Source organism: Microbacterium sp. JZ70, assembly GCF_053903225.1.
The window spans coordinates 3,159,352-3,178,084 of record NZ_CP096405.1 but is presented as its reverse complement, the minus strand read 5'-3'; the positions used below and the strand labels follow the sequence as shown (position 1 = coordinate 3,178,084).

The 18,733-nt window shown below is 70.6% G+C and carries 16 protein-coding genes; 13 read left to right on the top strand and 3 right to left on the bottom strand.

The genetic code is table 11. The features are described from left to right. Window positions 1-242 precede the first annotated feature (242 nt). Both M1D46_RS14620 and mqo read left to right on the top strand, forming a co-directional pair. Window positions 243-1,319, top strand: a complete 1,077-nt coding sequence (locus M1D46_RS14620; RefSeq protein ID WP_456285914.1) for an aspartate-semialdehyde dehydrogenase — start codon at window positions 243-245, stop codon at window positions 1,317-1,319. A 218-nt stretch (window positions 1,320-1,537) separates the two neighbouring features. Further along, window positions 1,538-2,962, top strand: a complete 1,425-nt coding sequence (gene mqo / locus M1D46_RS14615) for a malate dehydrogenase (quinone) (protein WP_456287176.1) — start codon at window positions 1,538-1,540, stop codon at window positions 2,960-2,962. Window positions 2,963-2,975: 13 nt separating this feature from the next. On the opposite strand, the gene bcp is transcribed toward mqo, so the two are convergent. Continuing rightward, a complete protein-coding gene (gene bcp, locus M1D46_RS14610) occupies window positions 2,976-3,455 on the bottom strand; it encodes a thioredoxin-dependent thiol peroxidase (protein WP_271173948.1) in 480 nt (159 codons plus the stop codon). 89 nt (window positions 3,456-3,544) lie between these two features. After that, the gene (locus M1D46_RS14605) at window positions 3,545-4,321 is read right to left on the bottom strand and encodes an SDR family oxidoreductase (protein ID WP_456285913.1); all 777 of its coding nucleotides are present in this window, start codon (window positions 4,319-4,321) and stop codon (window positions 3,545-3,547) included. 138 nt (window positions 4,322-4,459) lie between these two features. On the opposite strand from M1D46_RS14605, the gene uraD reads away from it, so the two are divergent. From uraD to aceE, 5 genes are all read left to right on the top strand, one after another. Further along, the gene (uraD, locus tag M1D46_RS14600; protein ID WP_324014199.1) at window positions 4,460-4,957 is read left to right on the top strand and encodes a 2-oxo-4-hydroxy-4-carboxy-5-ureidoimidazoline decarboxylase; all 498 of its coding nucleotides are present in this window, start codon (window positions 4,460-4,462) and stop codon (window positions 4,955-4,957) included. After that, the gene (uraH, locus tag M1D46_RS14595; protein WP_282979724.1) at window positions 4,954-5,280 is read left to right on the top strand and encodes a hydroxyisourate hydrolase; all 327 of its coding nucleotides are present in this window, start codon (window positions 4,954-4,956) and stop codon (window positions 5,278-5,280) included. The genes uraD and uraH overlap by 4 nt, the downstream gene beginning before the upstream one ends. Before the next feature lie 2 nt (window positions 5,281-5,282). Continuing rightward, a complete protein-coding gene (pucL, locus tag M1D46_RS14590) occupies window positions 5,283-6,218 on the top strand; it encodes a factor-independent urate hydroxylase (protein ID WP_282979723.1) in 936 nt (311 codons plus the stop codon). Window positions 6,219-6,385: 167 nt separating this feature from the next. Next, the gene (locus M1D46_RS14585; RefSeq protein ID WP_421076311.1) at window positions 6,386-7,978 is read left to right on the top strand and encodes a nucleobase:cation symporter-2 family protein; all 1,593 of its coding nucleotides are present in this window, start codon (window positions 6,386-6,388) and stop codon (window positions 7,976-7,978) included. Beyond that, window positions 7,975-10,698, top strand: a complete 2,724-nt coding sequence (gene aceE / locus M1D46_RS14580) for a pyruvate dehydrogenase (acetyl-transferring), homodimeric type (protein WP_456285912.1) — start codon at window positions 7,975-7,977, stop codon at window positions 10,696-10,698. The genes M1D46_RS14585 and aceE overlap by 4 nt, the downstream gene beginning before the upstream one ends. 65 nt (window positions 10,699-10,763) lie before the next feature. On the opposite strand, the gene M1D46_RS14575 is transcribed toward aceE, so the two are convergent. After that, window positions 10,764-11,522: an IclR family transcriptional regulator gene (locus M1D46_RS14575; protein ID WP_324014201.1), complete on the bottom strand. Its 759-nt coding sequence runs from the start codon at window positions 11,520-11,522 to the stop codon at window positions 10,764-10,766. Window positions 11,523-11,668: 146 nt separating this feature from the next. Between M1D46_RS14575 and M1D46_RS14570 the strand changes: the two genes are divergently transcribed. The 6 genes from M1D46_RS14570 to M1D46_RS14545 all read left to right on the top strand — a co-directional run bounded on the left by M1D46_RS14570 (window position 11,669) and on the right by M1D46_RS14545 (window position 18,698). Further along, window positions 11,669-13,093, top strand: coding sequence for a malic enzyme-like NAD(P)-binding protein (locus M1D46_RS14570; protein WP_456285911.1), 1,425 nt, complete (start codon window positions 11,669-11,671; stop codon window positions 13,091-13,093). A gap of 15 nt (window positions 13,094-13,108) precedes the next feature. Beyond that, a complete protein-coding gene (aceB, locus tag M1D46_RS14565) occupies window positions 13,109-14,710 on the top strand; it encodes a malate synthase A (protein WP_456285910.1) in 1,602 nt (533 codons plus the stop codon). Beyond that, entirely contained in the window at window positions 14,707-15,984 is a 1,278-nt protein-coding gene (locus M1D46_RS14560) for a DUF6986 family protein (protein WP_456285909.1), read from the top strand. The genes aceB and M1D46_RS14560 overlap by 4 nt, the downstream gene beginning before the upstream one ends. 9 nt (window positions 15,985-15,993) lie before the next feature. Next, window positions 15,994-16,821, top strand: coding sequence for a bifunctional allantoicase/(S)-ureidoglycine aminohydrolase (locus tag M1D46_RS14555; RefSeq protein WP_271173937.1), 828 nt, complete (start codon window positions 15,994-15,996; stop codon window positions 16,819-16,821). 157 nt (window positions 16,822-16,978) lie between these two features. After that, window positions 16,979-17,773, top strand: a complete 795-nt coding sequence (locus M1D46_RS14550; RefSeq protein WP_282979717.1) for a hydroxypyruvate isomerase family protein — start codon at window positions 16,979-16,981, stop codon at window positions 17,771-17,773. Between the two features lie 37 nt (window positions 17,774-17,810). After that, window positions 17,811-18,698, top strand: coding sequence for a 2-hydroxy-3-oxopropionate reductase (locus M1D46_RS14545; RefSeq protein WP_456285908.1), 888 nt, complete (start codon window positions 17,811-17,813; stop codon window positions 18,696-18,698). Window positions 18,699-18,733 lie beyond the last annotated feature (35 nt).

Sequence of the window (18,733 nt, the reverse complement as noted above, 5' to 3'; positions counted from 1 at the left end):
CGAAGGCCTCCGACCCCGCGGTCGGGGGCCTTCGTCGTCCACTCCCATCACGCATGTCTCACTCGGCGCCGGTATGGAGGCGCTATATCCGCGACAAGTGAGACATGCACGGGCGCTGACCCGCACCAAGCGAGACATGCCCGGTCGCCGACCCACGACAAGTGAGACATGCCCGGGCGGGACGGGGCACTCCGCGGCGCCGGTAGAATCGAGCAACCCCGCTCGCATCCCCGAGGAACACCATGACCCGCATCTCTGAATCAGGACTCTCCGTCGCCGTCGTCGGCGCCACCGGCCAGGTCGGCACCGTGATGCGCGAGATCCTCCAGGAGCGCGACTTCCCGATCCGCGAGCTGCGGCTCTTCGCGTCGGCGCGCTCGGCCGGCCGAACGATCGACTTCGGCGGCACCGAGGTCGTCGTCGAGGACATCGCGACCGACGACCTGTCGGGCATCGACATCGCGCTCTTCTCCGCCGGCGGCTCCGCCTCGAAGGAGCACGCCCCGCGCTTCGCCGCGGCCGGAGCGGTCGTCATCGACAACTCGAGCGCCTGGCGCATGGACCCCGAGGTCCCGCTCGTCGTGAGCGAGGTCAACCCCCACGCGATCGACCAGGCCGTCAAGGGCATCATCGCGAACCCGAACTGCACGACCATGGCGGCCATGCCCGTCCTCAAGCCGCTCGCCGCCGAGGCCGGCCTCGAGCGCCTCATCGTCTCGACCTACCAGGCCGTCTCGGGCTCGGGCCTCGCCGGCGCACAGGAGCTCCTCGGCCAGGTCGAGGGCGTCCTCGCACAGGGCGACACCCTCCGCCTCGTGCACGACGGCTCGGCGGTCGACTTCCCGGAGCCCGAGAAGTACGTCGCGCCCATCGCGTTCGACGTCGTGCCGCTCGCGGGCAACCTCGTCGACGACGGGCTGAACGAGACCGACGAGGAGAAGAAGCTCCGCAACGAGAGCCGCAAGATCCTCGAGCTCCCCGACCTGCGCGTGGCCGGCACGTGCGTGCGCGTTCCGGTGTTCACCGGCCACTCGCTGAGCATCCACGCCGAGTTCGCGCGCGAGATCACGCCCGAGCGCGCGCGCGAGCTCCTCGCGGATGCCCCGGGCGTGGCTCTCGAGGAGGTCCCGACTCCGCTGCAGGCGGCGGGAAGCGACCCCAGCTACGTCGGCCGGATCCGCGCCGACCAGTCGGCTCCCGAGGGGCGCGGTCTCGTGCTGTTCATCTCGAACGACAACCTCCGCAAGGGCGCCGCGCTCAACGCCGTGCAGATCGCGGAGCTCGTCGCCGCCAAGCTCGGTTCGCCCGTCGCGCGCTGATCCATCCCGCAGAACGGGCCGGCCCCTCGGGGCCGGCCCCTCGGGGCCGGCCCGTTCTGCGTCCCGGCCCGATCGCAAGAACGCCACCGTCTTCGGGGCGCCGGAAACGCAAGTTCCGGTGTTCTTTCGACGGCGGATGGTCAGGTTCGCCGAAAAGCCGGGAATAGGATTGACGCGTGAGTGAAACCGTCGATGTCGTGCTGATCGGCGGCGGGATCATGTCCGCCACACTCGGCACGCTCCTCAAGGAACTGCAGCCCGACTGGAAGATCGTCGCCTTCGAGCGCGACGGGGAGGTCGCGCAGGAGAGCTCGAACGCGTGGAACAACGCGGGAACCGGGCACTCGGCCCTGTGCGAGCTCAACTACATGCCCGACCCGTCGAACCCGGCGAAGGCGATCGGCATCAACGAGCAGTTCCAGCAGAGCCGCGAGCTGTGGGCATCCCTCGTCGCGAAGGGCATCCTCGACGCGCCGTCGACGTTCATCAGCACGACGCCGCACATGACGTTCGTCACGGGGGAGAAGGACGTCTCCTACCTCCGCGCGCGCTACGAGACGCTCAAGGACCAGCCGCTCTTCGAGGGCATCGAGTACTCCGAGGACTCGCGCGTCATCCACTCCTGGGCGCCGCTGCTCATGGAGAAGCGCCGCAAGACCGACGAGCCCTTCGCCGCGACGCGCGTGCCGGCCGGCACCGACGTCGACTTCGGCGCGCTCACCCGCCAGCTCTTCGACCACCTCCGTGCGAACGACGCCGAGGTGCTGCTGAACCACGAGGTCAACGGCCTCAAGAAGCAGAAGGACGGCACCTGGCTCGTCAGCTACCGCAACCGGGTCGGCAAGACGCCCGGCCAGGTGCGGGCGCGCTTCGTCTTCGTCGGCGCGGGCGGATGGGCCATCAAGCTCCTGCAGAAGGCGCGCATCCCCGAGATCAAGGGCTACGGCGTCTTCCCGATCGGCGGCCAGTTCCTCAAGACAACCGATCCGAAGCTCGTCGCGAAGCACGGCGCGAAGGTGTACTCGCAGGCGGCCGTGGGCGCCCCGCCCATGTCGGTCCCGCACCTCGACGCCCGCCGCGTCGACGGCGAGGGGTCGCTCATGTTCGGTCCGTTCGCGACGTTCAGCCCGAAGTTCCTCAAGAAGGGGTCGTGGCTCGACATCGTCTCGCAGGTGCGCCTGCACAACATCGGCTCGATGCTCAAGGTCGGAGCCACGAACCTCGACCTCGTGAAGTACCTCGTGACCGAGCTCCTCAAGAGCCGTGCCAAGAAGATCGAGGCCCTGCGCGTCTTCGTGCCCACAGCCGACGGCGCGGACTGGGAGCTCATCCAGGCCGGTCAGCGCGCCCAGGTCATGAAGGGCGGCAAGCTCCAGTTCGGCACCGAGGTGGTCTCGGCGGCGGATGGCTCGATCGCGGGTCTGCTCGGAGCATCCCCGGGCGCGTCGACGGGCGCGACGATCATGCTCGACGTGCTGTCGTCGTGCTTCCCCGATCGGATCGAGGGATGGAAGCCCGCGCTGCGCGAGCTCATCCCCACCTACGGAGAGACGTTGAACGGAGACGCCGCGAAGGCGCGCGCCGAGATGCGACGCACCGCGGAGGCGCTTCACATCGCGGAGGAGCAGCGCGTCGACGCGTGACGCGCACTCCTTCTCAGACCCCAAGCTTCTCGCGCAGGGCCGCGACGTGCCCATCCGGGTCGACGCGGTACTCGGCGATCTCGATGCGGTTCTCCTCATCGAGCACGAACGTCGAGCGCAGCACGCCCGTGAGGGTGCGGCCGTCGATCTGCTTCTCACCCCACGCGCCGTAGCTCTTCGCGACGGCGTGATCCGGGTCGGAGAGGAGCGGGAAGTCCAGGCGGTCCTCCTCGGCGAAGCGGGCGAGCGTCTCGACGTCGTCCTTCGAGATGCCGACGACCTGGTAGCCGGCGCCGCTCAGCGACGCGAGGTTGTCGCGGAAGTCGCACGCCTCGGTCGTGCAGCCGGGAGTGAAGGCCGCGGGGTAGAAGTAGAGGATGGTGCGTCCGCCCGCGAAGTCGGACAGGCGCACCGTCTCGCCCTTCGCGTCGCTCAGGGCGAAGTCGGGCGCGTCGGCGCCGGGAGCGAGCTGTGCGACGGTCTCTTCGGCCACGATGCCTCCGTATTTTCACGATATGGAATAAAGCTTCTGTAGCTCGGAATTCATTATAGTCCAGCCCGGCGGGGCGGCGCAATGGCCGATCAGCCGCGCCCGTCGAAGGGCATGCCGGTCGCGGTCACCACGATCTCGTGGACCGCGACCTCGTGCGGCAGGTCGGCGACGTCTGCGATCAGGCGTGCGGCGTGCGCGACGTCGAATGTCGGCTCGACGCGGCGCGTGCCATCGGGCTGCAGTGCGCCATCGCCCGCGTCGATGCCGTGCAGGAGCTCGGTGGCGGCGTTGCCGATGTCGATCTGGGTCGCGGTGATGCCGAAGGAGCGCCCGTCGAGCGCGACCGAGCGCGTGAGCCCGGTCATCGCGTGCTTCGTGATCGTGTAGGCGGCCGATCGCGGGCGCGGACGGTGCGCCGACACCGAGCCGTTGTTGATGATGCGGCCGCCCTGCGGAGTCTGCGCGCGCATGCGACGGAAGGCCTCGCGCGCGCAGAGCACCGCGCCCGTGACGTTGACGTCGAGCACCCGCTGCCAGTCGTCGTCCGAGAGCTCGTCGATCCGCGCCTGGGGCCCGAATGCGCCCGCGTTGTTGAAGAGCAGGTCGACGCGCCCTGCATGCTCCTGGGCGGCATCGAACGCGCGGACGACGTCATCCGGTCGCGTCACGTCGGCGGGGATGGACGCGGCGGCCGGCCCGCTCGCCTCCGCGATCTCGGCGGCCGTCCGCTCGAGCGTCTCGCGCGTGCGCCCGACGAGGGTGAGCGACCAGCCCCGGCGCGCGAGCTCGAGGGCGGTCGCCCGCCCGATGCCCGTCCCGGCGCCGGTGATGAGCGCGCTGCGGATGGCGCGGGTCTGCGTCGACATGGTGTCTCCTTCTTCTGCACGACGGTGCGCACGGTAGCTTCTCACGGAGGTCGGCTTGACTCTCCCGAAACGGGGTGCTTCACTAATTACACACAACGGAAGAACAGTTCCGGAGTGTGGAATGAAGGAAGGTAAGCAATGACGCTTGCAGCGTTCAACCAGCTGACGCCGACGGAGGCGGATGCGCTCATCCGGCCCGCCGCCGACATCGACCGCTGGGTGGAGGCCGTCGTGTCCGCTCGTCCGTACTCCAACGTGGAGGAGGTGCTGTCGGCCGCCCGCGAGCGGGCGCTCGACTGGACGGACGAGGACATCGACGCGGCGCTGGCGCATCACCCGCGCATCGGGGACCGTCCGAGCGGCAGCTCGACGGAAGCCGGCATGTCGCGCGGAGAGCAGGCCGGCGTCGATGCGGGCGATGCGGCACTGGCCGCAGAGCTCCACGCGGGCAACCGCGCCTACGAGGAGCGATTCGGGCGAGTCTTCCTCATCCGGGCGGCGGGGCGCAGCGGTCGAGAGATCCTCGACGAGCTGAACCGCCGTCTCGACAACACCGACGAGGACGAGATCCGTGAAGTCGCCGAACAGCTTCGCGAGATCGCACTCCTCCGACTGGAAGGGATCCTCCGCGCATGAGCCACGTCACCACGCACATCCTCGACGCGTCGATCGGCCGTCCGGCCGCCGACGTCGCGGTGGCACTGGAGGACGCGGACGGCGCGGTCGTCGCATCCGCCCGCACTGACGCGGACGGCCGTGTGAAGGACCTCGGTCCCGAGGCGCTCGAGCCGGGGCACTACCGGCTCCGCTTCGAGGTCGCCGCGTACTTCGCGCGCACCGGCACGGATTCCTTCTACCCCGTCGTCACGATCGACTTCACGGTCGGCGACGCCGAGCAGCACTATCACGTACCGCTACTCATCAGCCCGTTCGCATATTCAACCTACAGGGGTAGCTGATCATGACCATCGCTGACACCACCGTCGAGACCTCGTCCCAGACCAAGGTCGTGCTGGGCGACAGCCAGTACGGCAAGGCAGAGGTCCACGTCGTCCGCGTCACGCGCGACACCGACCGCCACGAGATCGAGGACCTCACGGTCGTCTCGCAGCTCCACGGCGACTTCGACTCGTGCTACTACGAGGGCGACAACTCGCACGTTGTGCCGACGGACACGCAGAAGAACACGGTGTTCGGCTTCGCCCGGGAGGGCATCGGGTCGCCCGAGGACTTCCTCATCCGCCTCGGCCGCCACTTCACGAGCGAGTTCGAGTGGGTCACGGGCGGCCGCTGGGGCGCGCGTCAGGCGACGTGGTCGCGCATCCCGGTCGCGGGCGAGGGCCACGACCACTCGTTCTTCCGCGGCGGCACGGGAGCCGAGACCCGCACCGCGGTCGTGAAGATCGTCGGCGACCAGACGCACGTGGTCGCGGGTCTCGAGGACCTCGCCGTGCTCAAGACGACGCAGTCGGGATTCGTCGGCTACCCGGTCGACCGCTACACGACGCTCCCCGAGACGACCGACCGCATCCTCGCGACGAACGTCACGGCGCGCTGGCTGTACAACCGCACCGACATCGACTTCAACGAGGTCTTCGCGTCGGTCCGGACGATCATGCTCGAGGCGTTCACGAACCACTACTCGCGCGCGCTCCAGGAGACGCAGTACATCATGGGCCGCGCCGTGCTCGAGGCGCACCCCGAGATCGACGAGATCAAGTTCTCCATGCCGAACCTCCACCACTTCGTCGTGGACCTCGAGCCCTTCGGCCAGGACAACCCCAACGAGGTGTTCTACGCCGCCCACAGCCCGTACGGCCTCATCGAGGGCACGCTGCGGCGCGAGGGCCTCGGCGACACCGCGGCCATCTGGCAGGGCATCCCCGCCTACGTCTGATGCCGTGACGGCCCCTGCGCCGTCTCGACAGCCCGTCGCGGTCGGGTCGTCGCTCTCGACGACCCGACCGCGGACGGGCGTGCCCGCGCACGCTCGCGCGGGCGCTGCGCGATCACGCGCGAACCTGGGCGGCGCCGAGCGCCGCCGTGCCGACAAGGAGGTCAGCAATGAGCAAGAAGAACCGCCGGGCGCTGCCCGGATCACTGGATGTCGCCGGATCGCCCGAGGACGAGCGCCTGCCCGTCGGCAGGTCGTTCATGTACGGACTGCAGCACGTCCTGACGATGTACGGCGGGATCATCGCCCCGCCGATCATCCTCGGCGGCGCCGCCGGCGTCACCGACGCGGAGAAGGGCCTCCTCATCGCGTCGTGCCTCTTCATCGGAGGCCTCGCGACCATCCTGCAGAGCGTGGGGATCCCGTTCTTCGGATCGAAGCTCCCGCTCGTGCAGGGCACGTCGTTCGCGGCCGTCGCGACGATGCTCGCGATCGTGAACGGGGGAGGAGGGCTGCCCGCGGTCTTCGGCGCCGTCCTCGCCGCGTCGCTGATCGGCTTCGTCATCACGCCGTTCTTCGCGATGATCCTCCGCTTCTTCCCGCCCGTCGTCACGGGCGTCGTCATCACCGCGATCGGCCTCTCGCTGATCCCGGTCGCCGGCAACTGGATCATGGGCGGCAACGCGGCCGCCGACGACTACGGCTCGATGGCCAACGTCGGGCTCGCGGGGCTCACGCTCCTCATCATCGTCGTGCTCTCCAAGCTCGGCAGCGCCACGATCTCGCGCCTGTCGATCCTGCTCGCGCTCATCATCGGCACCGTCATCGCGATCCCGCTCGGGATGGCCGACTTCTCGTCGGTCCTCGACGGCCCGGTCTTCGCCATCCCCACCCCGCTCGCGTTCGGCGCGCCGGTCTTCGACCCGGCAGCGATCGTCTCGATGCTCGTCGTCGTGCTCGTGATCCTCACCGAGACGACCGCCGACATCCTCGCGGTGGGCGAGATCACGGGGGCGCGCGTCGACTCCCGCCGCATCGCCAACGGCCTGCGCGCCGACATGGCGGCCAGCGCGGTGTCGCCGCTGCTCAACTCGTTCACGCAGAGCGCGTTCGCGCAGAACGTGGGCCTCGTCGCCATCACAGGCGTGAAGAGCCGCTTCGTCGTCACCGCGGGCGGCGTCATCCTCGTCATCCTCGGCGTCCTGCCCATCCTCGGGCGCGTCGCCGCGGCCATCCCGATGCCGGTCCTCGGCGGCGCGGGCATCGTCCTGTTCGGCACGGTCGCGGCCTCGGGCATCCGCACGCTGTCGAAGGTCGACTACCGCAACAACATGAACCTCATCATCGTCGCGGCGTCGCTCGCGTTCGGCATGCTGCCGGTCGTCAAGACCGACATCTACCACCTGTTCCCCGACTGGTTCGAGGTCATCTTCCACTCGGGCATCTCGTCCGCTGCGATCATGGCCGTCCTGCTCAACCTCATCTTCAACGAGCTCACCCTCGGCAACGTGCGCAAGAACGCCTCGGTCTTCGTCGCGTCGCCCCCGCGCATGGTCCGCGAGGACGAGCTCGAGGCCCTCGAGGACGGGGACACGTTCGTCGGCGGCAAGCTCATCGCCGCGGACGGCAACGAGGTCCCGATCGTCCGCGTGAACGCGGCTGGCAACCAGACCACCTCCATCCACATCAGCTCCGTCGACCGCGTCGCGCCCGACACCCCTGCTCAGGGCTCGCGCACCATCCGGAAGGGCTTCCGCCGATGACAGCACCCCTCGAACCCGCGCTCCTCGACCGGAGGGTCGACGACGTCGATCCCGCCGAGACCGCGGAGTGGCTCGAATCGATCGACGGCCTCGTGGCCGCGGGCGGCCGCGAGCGCGCGCACCGCATGATCGAGGCGCTCGCCGCCCGCGTCGGCGCGGACCGCGCGCGGGCCGAGCTGACGACCGACTACGTCAACACGATCCCGGCCTCGCAGGATGCGCCGTACCCGGGCGACGAGCAGGCCGAGCGACGCTACCGCGCATGGATCCGCTGGAACGCGGCGGTCATGGTGCATCGTGCGCAGCACCCGTCGACCGGGGGCGTGGGCGGCCACATCGCGACCTACGCGGGCGCCGCCACGCTCTACGAGGTCGGCTTCAACCACTTCTTCCGCGGCAAGGACCATCCGGGCGGCGGCGACCAGGTGTACTTCCAGGGGCACGCGTCTCCCGGCATGTACGCGCGGTCGTTCGTGGAGGGGCGCCTCGACGAGGCCGACCTCGACGGCTTCCGCCAGGAGCGCTCGCGCGAGGGGCACGGTCTGCCGTCGTACCCGCACCCGCGGCTCAAGCCGGCCTACTGGGAGTTCCCGACGGTCTCGATGGGCATCGGGCCGATGAACGCCATCTACCAGGCGCAGGCGAACCGGTACCTGCACGCGCGCGGCATCAAGGACACGTCCGACCAGCACGTGTGGGCGTTCCTCGGCGACGGCGAGATGGATGAGCCCGAGTCGCGCGGGCTGCTGCAGCTCGCGGCGAACGACGGGCTCGACAACCTCACGTTCGTGATCAACTGCAACCTGCAGCGTCTGGACGGACCCGTCCGCGGCAACACGAAGGTCATGCAGGAGCTCGAGGCGTTCTTCCGCGGCGCCGGGTGGAACGTCATCAAGGTCGTCTGGGGCCGCGAGTGGGATGCGCTGTTCGAGCGCGACGTCGACGGCGCGCTCGTCGACCTCATGAACCGCACACCGGACGGCGACTTCCAGACCTTCAAGGCCGAGTCGGGTGCGTTCGTCCGCGAGCACTTCTTCGGGCGCGACCCGCGCACGCTCGCGCTCGTGTCGGACTACTCCGACGAGGACATCTGGAACCTCCGGCGCGGCGGGCACGACTACGTCAAGGTGCACTCGGCCTACAAGGCCGCGATGGAGCACCGCGGTCAGCCCACGGTCGTGCTCGTGAAGACGGTCAAGGGGTACACGCTCGGTCCGAGCTTCGAGGGTCGGATGGCCTCGCACCAGATGAAGAAGCTCGCCCTCCAGGATCTCAAGGACTTCCGCGACCTGCTCCGGATCCCGATCCCCGACGCGCAGCTCGAGGAGGACCCGTACCGGCCGCCGTACTTCCGCCCTGAGCGTGGCGCGCCCGAGCTCGAGTACATGCTCGAGCGCCGTCGCGCGCTGGGCGGCCCGGTGCCCGAGCGCCGTGCGACGCACACCGCGATCGAGCTCCCGGCCGATGCGGTGTACGCCTCGGCGAAGAAGGGGTCGGGAGCCCAGCAGGCGGCGACGACGATGGCGTTCGCGCGCATCCTCCGCGACATCCTGCGCGATAAGAAGGTCGGGCACCGGATCGTGCCGATCATCCCGGATGAGGCGCGCACGTTCGGCATGGACGCGTACTTCCCGACCTCGAAGATCTACAACCCGCGCGGGCAGAACTACATGTCGGTCGACCGCGAGCTGCTCCTCGCCTACAAGGAGTCCGAGGCCGGTCAGATCCTCCACGTCGGCATCAACGAGGCCGGTGCCGTCGCGGCCTTCACGGCGGCGGGCACGTCGTACGCGACGCACGGCGAGCCGCTCATCCCGGTCTACGTCTTCTACTCGATGTTCGGGTTCCAGCGCACGGGCGACTCGTTCTGGGCCGCGGCCGACCAGATGGCGCGCGGCTTCGTGATCGGCGCGACCGCGGGGCGCACGACCCTCACGGGCGAGGGGCTGCAGCACGGCGACGGCCACTCGCCGCTCCTGGCATCGACGAACCCGGCGGTCGTCTCGTACGACCCGGCCTACGGGTACGAGCTCGCGCACATCGTGCGCGCGGGGTTCGAGCGCATGTACGGAGGGGCCCATCCCGACCCGAACGTCATGTACTACCTCACGGTCTACAACGAGCCGATCTCGCAGCCGGCCGAGCCGGAGGGCGTGGACGTCGACGGCATCCTTCGCGGCATGCACCGCGTGTCGCAGGCGGATGGCCAGGGCGTCCCCGCGCAGATCCTCGCGTCGGGCGTCGCGGTGCCGTGGGCGATCGAGGCCCAGCGGGTGCTCGCGGAGGAGTGGGGCGTCGCGGCCGACGTGTGGTCGGTCACGAGCTGGAACGAGCTGCGCCGCGACGCGATCGACGCCGACAGCGCCATCCTGCACGCGGGCGAGCCGCGCGAGCCGTACGTGACCCGCCGTCTCCGCGAGGGGTCCGGCGGTCCGGTCGTCGCCGTCAGCGACTACATGCGGCAGGTGCAGGACCAGATCGCGCCCTACGTGCCCGGCCGCTGGCTCTCGCTCGGGACCGACGGCTTCGGGTTCTCCGACACCCGGGCCGCGGCGCGGCGGTTCTTCCGGGTCGACGTCGAGTCGATCGTCGTCCGCACGCTCGAGGCGCTCGCGCTCGACGGCGCGGTCGACCCCGCGGCTGCGCGTCAGGCCGCCGAGCGCTACCGTCTGCAGGACGTGCGCGCCGGCCACACCGGAACGGCCGGCGGCGACGCGTAGTCGTCGGCACACGGAAGCGGGGTCGGGCGTCCAGGTCGCCCGACCCCGCTTCCGCGTGCGCGGTTTCAGACCGTGCGGTTCATCTCCCGGCTGATGGCCTCCGCGGCCTCGAGGAGGAGCGGCACGGCGCGCTCGCCGAACGCCTCATCGACCCGGGTCTGCGGGCCGGAGACCGAGACGGCCGTCGGCGTGGGGGCGTTCGGGATCGGCACGGCGTAGCAGCGCACGCCGATCTCCTGCTCGTTGTCGTCGATCGAGTAGCCGCGCTCGCGGATGAGCGACAGGTGCGAGACGAGCTCCTCGGGGTCGCCGATGCTGTGCTCGGTCGCGCGGGGCATCCCGACCCGCGACACGATCGACCGCACGGTCGGCTCGTCGAGCTGCGAAAGGATCGCCTTGCCCACCCCCGTGTCGTGCGTGTGGGCGCGTCGCCCGATCTCGGTGAACATCCGCACCGAGTGCGGCGACGGCACCTGCGCGACGTACAGGACCATGTCTCCGTCGAGCACCGCGAGGTTGGCGGTCTCCTGCAGCCGGCCGACGAGGTCGGCGAGGTACGGCTCCGCGATCTGCCCGAGCTGGCGGTTGGCGCCGTCGCCGAGGCGGATGAGGCGGGGCCCGAGCGCGTAGCGGCGGTTGGGCAGCTGGCGGACGTACCCGCGCCCCACGAGCGTGCGCAGAAGGCGGTGAATGGTCGGCGGCGGCAGCTCCGTGCGGTTCGCGAGCTCCGACAGCGTCTGCGTGCCGCCCGCGTCCGCCATGAGGTCGAGCAGCTCGAAGGCGCGCTCGACGGACTGCACGCCGCCTGTGGTGCGTTCGGTCATGGGATCTCCTCCAGTTGCGGCCGGTCCGCACTTCGTTCTACAATCATTCCACAAGGCAGAAGCAAAACTCCACTTCGTGGAAAAACGGCTCTCGTCTCCGAGTCCGCACAATCGACGTGCGGGCCCCGCCGATCAAGGAGGATCCTATGGCCAACCCGAGCCCCGGGTATTCGATCACCGTCCGCGTCCAGGCGCCCTCGAGCTACCAGGTCACGAGCGAGCTCGCCGCCGCGGTCGGCGCCGCGGGAGCTCAGGTGACCGCGCTCGATGTCGTCGAGTCGCACGCCGACCGCATGGTCGTCGACGTCACCGCCAACACCTCGTCGCCCGATCACGCCGACCAGGTCGCCGACGCGATCCGCGCGATCGAGGGCGTCGCGGTCGAGCACGTGAGCGACCGCACGTTCCTCATCCACCTGGGCGGCAAGCTCGAGGTCGTGCCCAAGGTCGAGCTGCGCAACCGTGACGACCTGTCCCGCGCCTACACGCCGGGTGTCGCGCGCGTCTGCCTCGCCATCGCCGATGACGAGAAGCTCGCCCGCAACCTCACGGTCAAGCGCAACACGATCGCGGTCGTCACAGACGGATCGGCGGTGCTCGGCCTGGGCAACATCGGCCCCTCGGCCGCGCTGCCGGTCATGGAGGGCAAGGCGGCCCTGTTCAAGCAGTTCGCCGACGTCGACGCCTGGCCCGTGTGCATCGACACGCAGGACACCGACGAGATCGTCAAGATCGTCAAGGCGATCGCCCCCGTCTACGGCGGCGTGAACCTCGAGGACATCGCCGCTCCCCGGTGCTTCGAGATCGAGGCCCGCCTGCGCGAGGAGCTCGACATCCCCGTCTTCCACGACGACCAGCACGGCACGGCGATCGTCGTGCTCGCCGCGCTCAACAACGCGCTCCGCGTCGTCGACAAGCGCATCGAGGACATCGAGGTCGTCGTCTCGGGTGTCGGCGCCGCCGGCCACGCGATCATCCAGCTCCTCCTCGCCGCCGGCGTGCGCCGCATCGTGGCGGCCGGCCGCTCCGGCGTCATCTCGCGCGGCGAGGAGTACGCCGACGAGCACCGCCGGTGGATCGCCGAGAACACGAACCAGCAGGGTCTCGCCGGCTCGCTCACCGAGGCGGTCGCCGGCGCCGACGTCTTCATCGGCGTCAGCGCGCCGGACGTGCTCACCGAGGAGGCCGTCGCGACGATGGCGCCGCGCTCGATCGTCTTCGCCCTCGCCAACCCCGACCCGGAGATCGATCCGGTCATCGCCGGACGGCACGCGGCCGTGGTCGCCACGGGCCGCAGCGACTACCCGAACCAGATCAACAACGTGCTCGCGTTCCCCGGCGTGTTCCGCGGGCTGCTCGACGCGGGCGTCAACGACGTGACGACCGAGATGCTCGTCGCGGCGGCGGAGGCCATCAGCCGCAACGTCTCCGACGAGGAGCTCAACGAGAGCTACATCATCCCCAGCGTGTTCGACCGCGACGTCGCGCGCGATGTGGCCGACGCCATCGTCGCCGTCGCCGAGCGCGACCGCGAGCGCGCACACGAGCCCGTCGCCGCCGCGGCGCACTAGGAGAGGAGCACCATCATGTCGATCCAGATCACCGATCCGGCGCCGGTCGCGCGCGCCGAGGAGATCCTCACCCCCGAGGCGCTCGCCTTCGTCGACGCGCTCCACGAGCGCTTCGCCGCGCGTGTGCCGCAGCTGCTCGACCGCCGCCGCGAGCGACGCGACGAGATCGCCCGCACGCACACCCTCGGCTTCCTGCCGGAGACGGCCGACGTGCGCGCCGGCGACTGGCGCGTGCCCGAGCCGCCCGCCGCCATCCGCGACCGTCGTGTCGAGATCACGGGCCCCGCGAGCCCCGCGAAGATGGCGATCAACGCCCTCAACTCGGGGGCCAAGGTGTGGCTCGCCGACCTCGAGGACGCGTCGGCGCCGACGTGGCACAACGTCGTCGACGCGCAGGTCAACCTGAAGGACGCCGCCCGCGGCTCGCTCTCCTACACCGCTCCCGACGGCCGTGCGTACGCGCTGCGGACGGACGCGCCGCTCGCGGTCGTCGTGGTCCGCCCCCGCGGGTGGCACCTGCCGGAGCACAACGTGCGCTGGGACGGCGAGAGCGCGGTCGGCGCGCTCGTCGACTTCGGACTCCACTTCTTCCACAACGCCCGCATCCTCGCCGACGCGGGGCAGGGGCCGTTCTACTACCTCCCGAAGATGGAGAGCCACCTCGAGGCGCGCCTGTGGAACGACGTCTTCACGTACGCCGAGGACGCCCTCGGGATCGAGCCCGGCACCATCCGCGCCACGGTGCTCATCGAGACGATCACCGCCGCGTTCGAGATGGACGAGATCCTCTACGAGCTGCGACCGCACGCGTCGGGTCTCAACGCCGGGCGCTGGGACTACCTGTTCAGCATCATCAAGAACTTCCGCGACGCGGGGGAGGCGTTCACCCTGCCCGACCGTGCGCAGGTGCAGATGACCGCGCCCTTCATGCGCGCGTACACCGAGCTGCTCGTGCAGACGTGCCACAAGCGCGGCGCGTTCGCGATGGGCGGCATGGCCGCCTTCATCCCGAACCGCCGCGAGCCCGAGGTGACCGAGCAGGCCATCGCGAAGGTCCGCGCCGACAAGCTGCGCGAGGCGAACGACGGCTTCGACGGCTCGTGGGTCGCGCACCCCGACCTCGTGCCCGTGTGCCGCGAGGTGTTCGACGAGGTGCTCGGCGAGCGGCCGAACCAGATCGACCGCCAGCGCCCCGACGTGCGCATCGAGGGCCCCGAGCTCCTCGACGTCCCCTCGGCGGGCGGCACGGCGACGCTCGACGGCCTCCGTCTGAACCTCTACGTCGCCGTCGCGTACACGGCGGCCTGGCTCGGGGGCAATGGCGCGGTCGCGATCCACAACCTCATGGAGGACGCGGCGACCGCCGAGATCTCCCGCTCGCAGGTGTGGCAGCAGATCCGCAACGGCGTCACGCTCGACTCGGGCGAGACCGTCACGCGCGATCTCGTCGAGCGCATCCTGGACGAGGAGGTCGAGCGCCTGCGCGGCGAGGTGCCCGGCGACGACTTCGAGCGGCTCTACGTGCCGGCCTCGCGGCTCGTGCGCGACATCGTGCTCTCCGAGGAGTACGCCGACTTCCTGACCAACGGCGCCTACGACGAGGTCGTGGCACGATGACGGCCGCTCGCGCGGTCGAGGTGGCCGGATCGCTCGGCGAGTCGGACTACGCCGAGGCCGACGCCGCGCTCGCCGCGACCGACCGGCTGCTCGTCGAGAGCTATCCCGGCGACACGGGCGCGCGCCAGCCGATCCACACCGTCTACGTCCCCGGCCACCTCTACCGGCCCGGGCTCGCGGGGGAGTGGGGCGCCGCGGCGCTCGAGGCCGTCGAGGCATCGGGCGGGCTCCGCGCTCTCGTGTCCGACCTCGTCGGAGACGCGGAGGCCGACGTCATCGTCGAGCGCGTCTCGGCGAAGCTGCGCACCGAGCCGATCGAGGATCTCCGGATCGACTTCGAGGACGGCTTCGGCGACCGTGGCGACGAGCAGGAGGACGCCGCCGTGGTCGCCGCGGCGGAGGCGCTCGCCGACGACGTCGCCGCCGGCACCGCGCCGCCGTTCGCGGGCATCCGCTTCAAGTGCTTCGAAGCCCCGACGCGGCGCCGCGGCATCCGCACGCTCGACCTGTTCCTGACGACCCTCGCGGCGCGCGGCGAGCTCCCCGAGGGGCTCGTCCTCACGCTGCCCAAGGTGACGACGGTCGACCAGGTGCGCACGATGGTCTCGCTCCTCGAGCGGATCGAGGAGCGCCTGGGGCTCGTCCCCGGCCGCCTCGGGTTCGAGGTGCAGGTGGAGACCCCGCAGCTCATCCTCGCCGCTGACGGCACCGCGCCCGTCGCGACGCTGATCCACGCCGGCAAGGGGAGGATCACCGGCCTCCACTACGGCACGTACGACTACTCCGCATCGCTCGGGGTCTCCGCGGCGTACCAGTCGATGGAGCACCCGGCGGCGGATCACGCGAAGGCCGTGATGCAGGTCGCGGTGGCCGGCACGGGCGTCCGCCTCAGCGACGGCTCGACGAACGTCATGCCGACGGGCGACCCCGAGCGCGTGCGCGACGCGTGGCGCCTGCACGCGCGGCTCGTCCGCCGCTCGCTCGAGCGCGCGTACTACCAGGGCTGGGATCTGCACCCCGCGCACCTGCCGAGCCGCTTCATCGCCAGCTACGCGTTCTTCCGCGACGGCCTGGGCGGCGTCGCCACGCGCCTGCGCGACTACGTCGAGCAGAACTCGGGCGGCTTCCTCGACGAGCCCGCGACCGCGCGAGCGCTCGCCGGATTCCTCGTCCGCGGCGTCCAGTCCGGAGCCGTCACTTCCGAAGAGCTGCGCGAGCGCGTGGGCATCGACGAGCAGGCGCTCGTCGCCCTGGCCCACCCCCGCCGCGCCTGAGAGGACCCCATGCCCATCACCACTCCGACCTACGACTACGCGACGATCGACCCGACACTGCCGCCGCAGACCGACTCCCTCGGGTCGGCCGCGATCGTCACGGAGGCGTACACCGTCATCCCGCGCAGCGTCATGCGCGACATCGTCGCGAGCGTGCTGCCCGAATGGCGCGGCACCCGCGCCTGGATCCTCAACCGCCCCGTCGCATCCGGTGCGACGACCTTCGCGCAGCTCGTGCTCGAGGTCGAGCCCGGAGGAGGGTCCGACGGGCCCGAGCCCCAGGCCGAGGTCGAGGGCTTCGTCTTCGTCCTCACCGGGTCGGTGTCGGTCGAGATCGACGGCGAGCGCCACGAGCTCACGCCGGGCGGCTTCGCGTACATCCCCCCGGCCGCGCGCTGGTCGCTGCGCAACGACGGCGGCCAGACGGCCCAGTTCCACTGGTTCCGCAAGCGCTACGAGCGCGTCGAGGGACTCGAGCCCCGCGCGTTCGCGGGGAACGAGCAGCAGATCGAGCCGGCGCCGATGCCCGGCACCGACGGCGCCTGGAGGACGACGCGGCTGTTCGACGTCGAGGACCTCGCCTACGACTTCCACATCACGGTCGTGACGTTCGAGCCCGGTGCGAAGATCCCGTTCCTCGAGACGCACGTCATGGAGCACGGCATCTTCGTCCTCGAGGGCAACGCGGTCTACCGGCTCAACGACGACTGGGTCGAGCTGCAGCCGGGCGACTACTTCTCCCTGCGGGCGTTCTGCCCGCAGGCCTGCTACGCGGGCGGTCCCGGGGTGTTCCGGTACCTGCTCTACAAGGACGTGAACCGTCAGATCACCCTCTGACTCACGGCGCGATGGCCGGGGACCTCGTTGGGGCGGTTCCCGGCCATCGTTGTGTCCGGACGCCGGCGACTGCGGGTTGACGTGCGCCAGGACCATCCGGTAGATTTCACATATCAGAACTAATCTTCCGGATTATGAAACTAGAAAGGCCGGTCCGATGACGTACACGGTGAACTGCTCGATCCTCCTCACCGAGCTGCCGATCGCCGAGCGCCCTGCCGCCGCGAAGGCCGCGGGCTTCGACGCCGTCGAGTTCTGGTGGCCGTTCGCCGAGGCCGTGCCCGCGCAGGACGAGGTCGACGCCTTCGTCCGCGCGATCGAGGACGCCGGCGTGCAGCTCACGGGGCTCAACTTCTTCGCGGGCGACATGCCCGCCGGCGACCGCGGCCTCGTCTCGTGGCCCGCGCGCTCGCAGGAGTTCCGCGACAACCTCGACGTCGTGACCCGCATCGGCGAGCGTCTCGGCACGCGCGCCTTCAATGCGCTGTACGGCCTCCGCCAGGACGACGCGACGCCCGAGGAGCAGGACGCGCTCGGCGCCGAGAACCTCGCCGCCGCGGCGACCGCCGTCGCCCGCATCGGCGGCACGGTGCTGCTCGAGCCCGTCTCGGGCGCCGACCGCTACCCGCTGCGCACGGCGCAGGACGCGCTCGACGTGATCGCCCGCGTCCCGGCGAGCGCCGGCGAGGTGCGCCTGCTCGCCGACTTCTACCACCTCGCGGTCAACGGCGACGACGTCGCCGCGGTGATCGAGGCGCACGCGGCGCGCTTCGGCCACATCCAGATCGCCGACGCCCCCGGGCGCGGCGAGCCCGGCACGGGCGACCTGCCCCTGCAGCAGTGGATCGACCGCAGCCGCGAGCTCGGCTACGACGGCCCGATCGGGCTCGAGTACAAGGCCACGGGTGACGCCCCGTTCGCCTGGCTCGACGCCGCGGCCGCCCGCAGCTGACCGCTTCCCCCGCACAGACATCTCGGAAAGGCAGATCATGACCAGGATCGCGTTCATCGGACTCGGCATCATGGGCCTCCCCATGGCGAAGAACCTCATCTCGGCCGGCCACGACGTCGTGGGCTTCAACCGCAGCCGGGGCGCCGTCGACGCACTCGTCGAGGCGGGCGGCACGGGTGCCGCGTCGATCGCGGAGGCCGTCGCCGGCGCCGACATCGTCGCCACGATGGTGCCCGACTCGGCCGACGTCGAGGCCGTCGTGGGCGGCTCGGAGGGCGTGTTCGCCCACGCGCAGAAGGGCGCCGTCTGGATCGACTTCTCGAGCATCCGGCCCGTCGTCTCGGCGCGACTCGCGGAGGCCGCCGCCGAGGCCGGCCTGCGCGCGCTCGACGCGCCCGTGTCCGGCGGAGAGGCCGGGGCGATCGAGGGCGTGCTCTCGATCATGATCGGCGGCGACGAGGCCGTCGTCGAGGAGGTCCGCCCCGTGCTCGAGGCGGTCGGCAAGACGATCGTCCGCGTCGGTCCCGCCGGCTCGGGCCAGACGGTCAAGGCGGCCAACCAGCTCATCGTCGCCGGCACGATCGAGCTCGTCGCCGAGGCCCTCGTCTTCCTCGAGGCGTACGGCGTCGACACGACGAGTGCCGTCGAGGTGCTCGCGGGCGGACTCGCCGGCAATCGGATCCTCGATCGCAAGGCCGCGTCGATGATCAAGCGCGAGTTCGAGCCGGGCTTCCGCATCGACCTCCACCACAAGGACATGGGCATCGTCACGAGCGCCGCCCGTGAAGCCGGCGTGCACATCCCGCTCGGCGCCCTCACCGCCCAGCTCATGGGCGCCGCTCGTCAGAAGGGCTACGGGTCGCTCGACCACTCGGGCCTCCTCCTCCTCGTCGAGGAGCTCTCCGGCCGCGCGAGCAAGGCGTAGCCCCACCCTCACCTCCCGCAGCGGAAGCGGCCTCG

Coding starts and splice junctions, on each gene's coding strand:
- mqo (WP_456287176.1), top strand. CDS start 1,538: ATGTCCGCCACACTCGGCACGCTCCTCAAGGAACTGCAGCCCGACTGG.
- aceB (WP_456285910.1), top strand. CDS start 13,109: ATGTCGATCCAGATCACCGATCCGGCGCCGGTCGCGCGCGCCGAGGAG.
- M1D46_RS14620 (WP_456285914.1), top strand. CDS start 243: ATGACCCGCATCTCTGAATCAGGACTCTCCGTCGCCGTCGTCGGCGCC.
- M1D46_RS14545 (WP_456285908.1), top strand. CDS start 17,811: ATGACCAGGATCGCGTTCATCGGACTCGGCATCATGGGCCTCCCCATG.
- M1D46_RS14550 (WP_282979717.1), top strand. CDS start 16,979: ATGACGTACACGGTGAACTGCTCGATCCTCCTCACCGAGCTGCCGATC.
- pucL (WP_282979723.1), top strand. CDS start 5,283: ATGACCATCGCTGACACCACCGTCGAGACCTCGTCCCAGACCAAGGTC.
- uraH (WP_282979724.1), top strand. CDS start 4,954: ATGAGCCACGTCACCACGCACATCCTCGACGCGTCGATCGGCCGTCCG.
- M1D46_RS14605 (WP_456285913.1), bottom strand. CDS start 4,321: ATGTCGACGCAGACCCGCGCCATCCGCAGCGCGCTCATCACCGGCGCC.
- aceE (WP_456285912.1), top strand. CDS start 7,975: ATGACAGCACCCCTCGAACCCGCGCTCCTCGACCGGAGGGTCGACGAC.
- M1D46_RS14560 (WP_456285909.1), top strand. CDS start 14,707: ATGACGGCCGCTCGCGCGGTCGAGGTGGCCGGATCGCTCGGCGAGTCG.
- M1D46_RS14585 (WP_421076311.1), top strand. CDS start 6,386: ATGAGCAAGAAGAACCGCCGGGCGCTGCCCGGATCACTGGATGTCGCC.
- uraD (WP_324014199.1), top strand. CDS start 4,460: ATGACGCTTGCAGCGTTCAACCAGCTGACGCCGACGGAGGCGGATGCG.
- M1D46_RS14555 (WP_271173937.1), top strand. CDS start 15,994: ATGCCCATCACCACTCCGACCTACGACTACGCGACGATCGACCCGACA.
- M1D46_RS14575 (WP_324014201.1), bottom strand. CDS start 11,522: ATGACCGAACGCACCACAGGCGGCGTGCAGTCCGTCGAGCGCGCCTTC.
- M1D46_RS14570 (WP_456285911.1), top strand. CDS start 11,669: ATGGCCAACCCGAGCCCCGGGTATTCGATCACCGTCCGCGTCCAGGCG.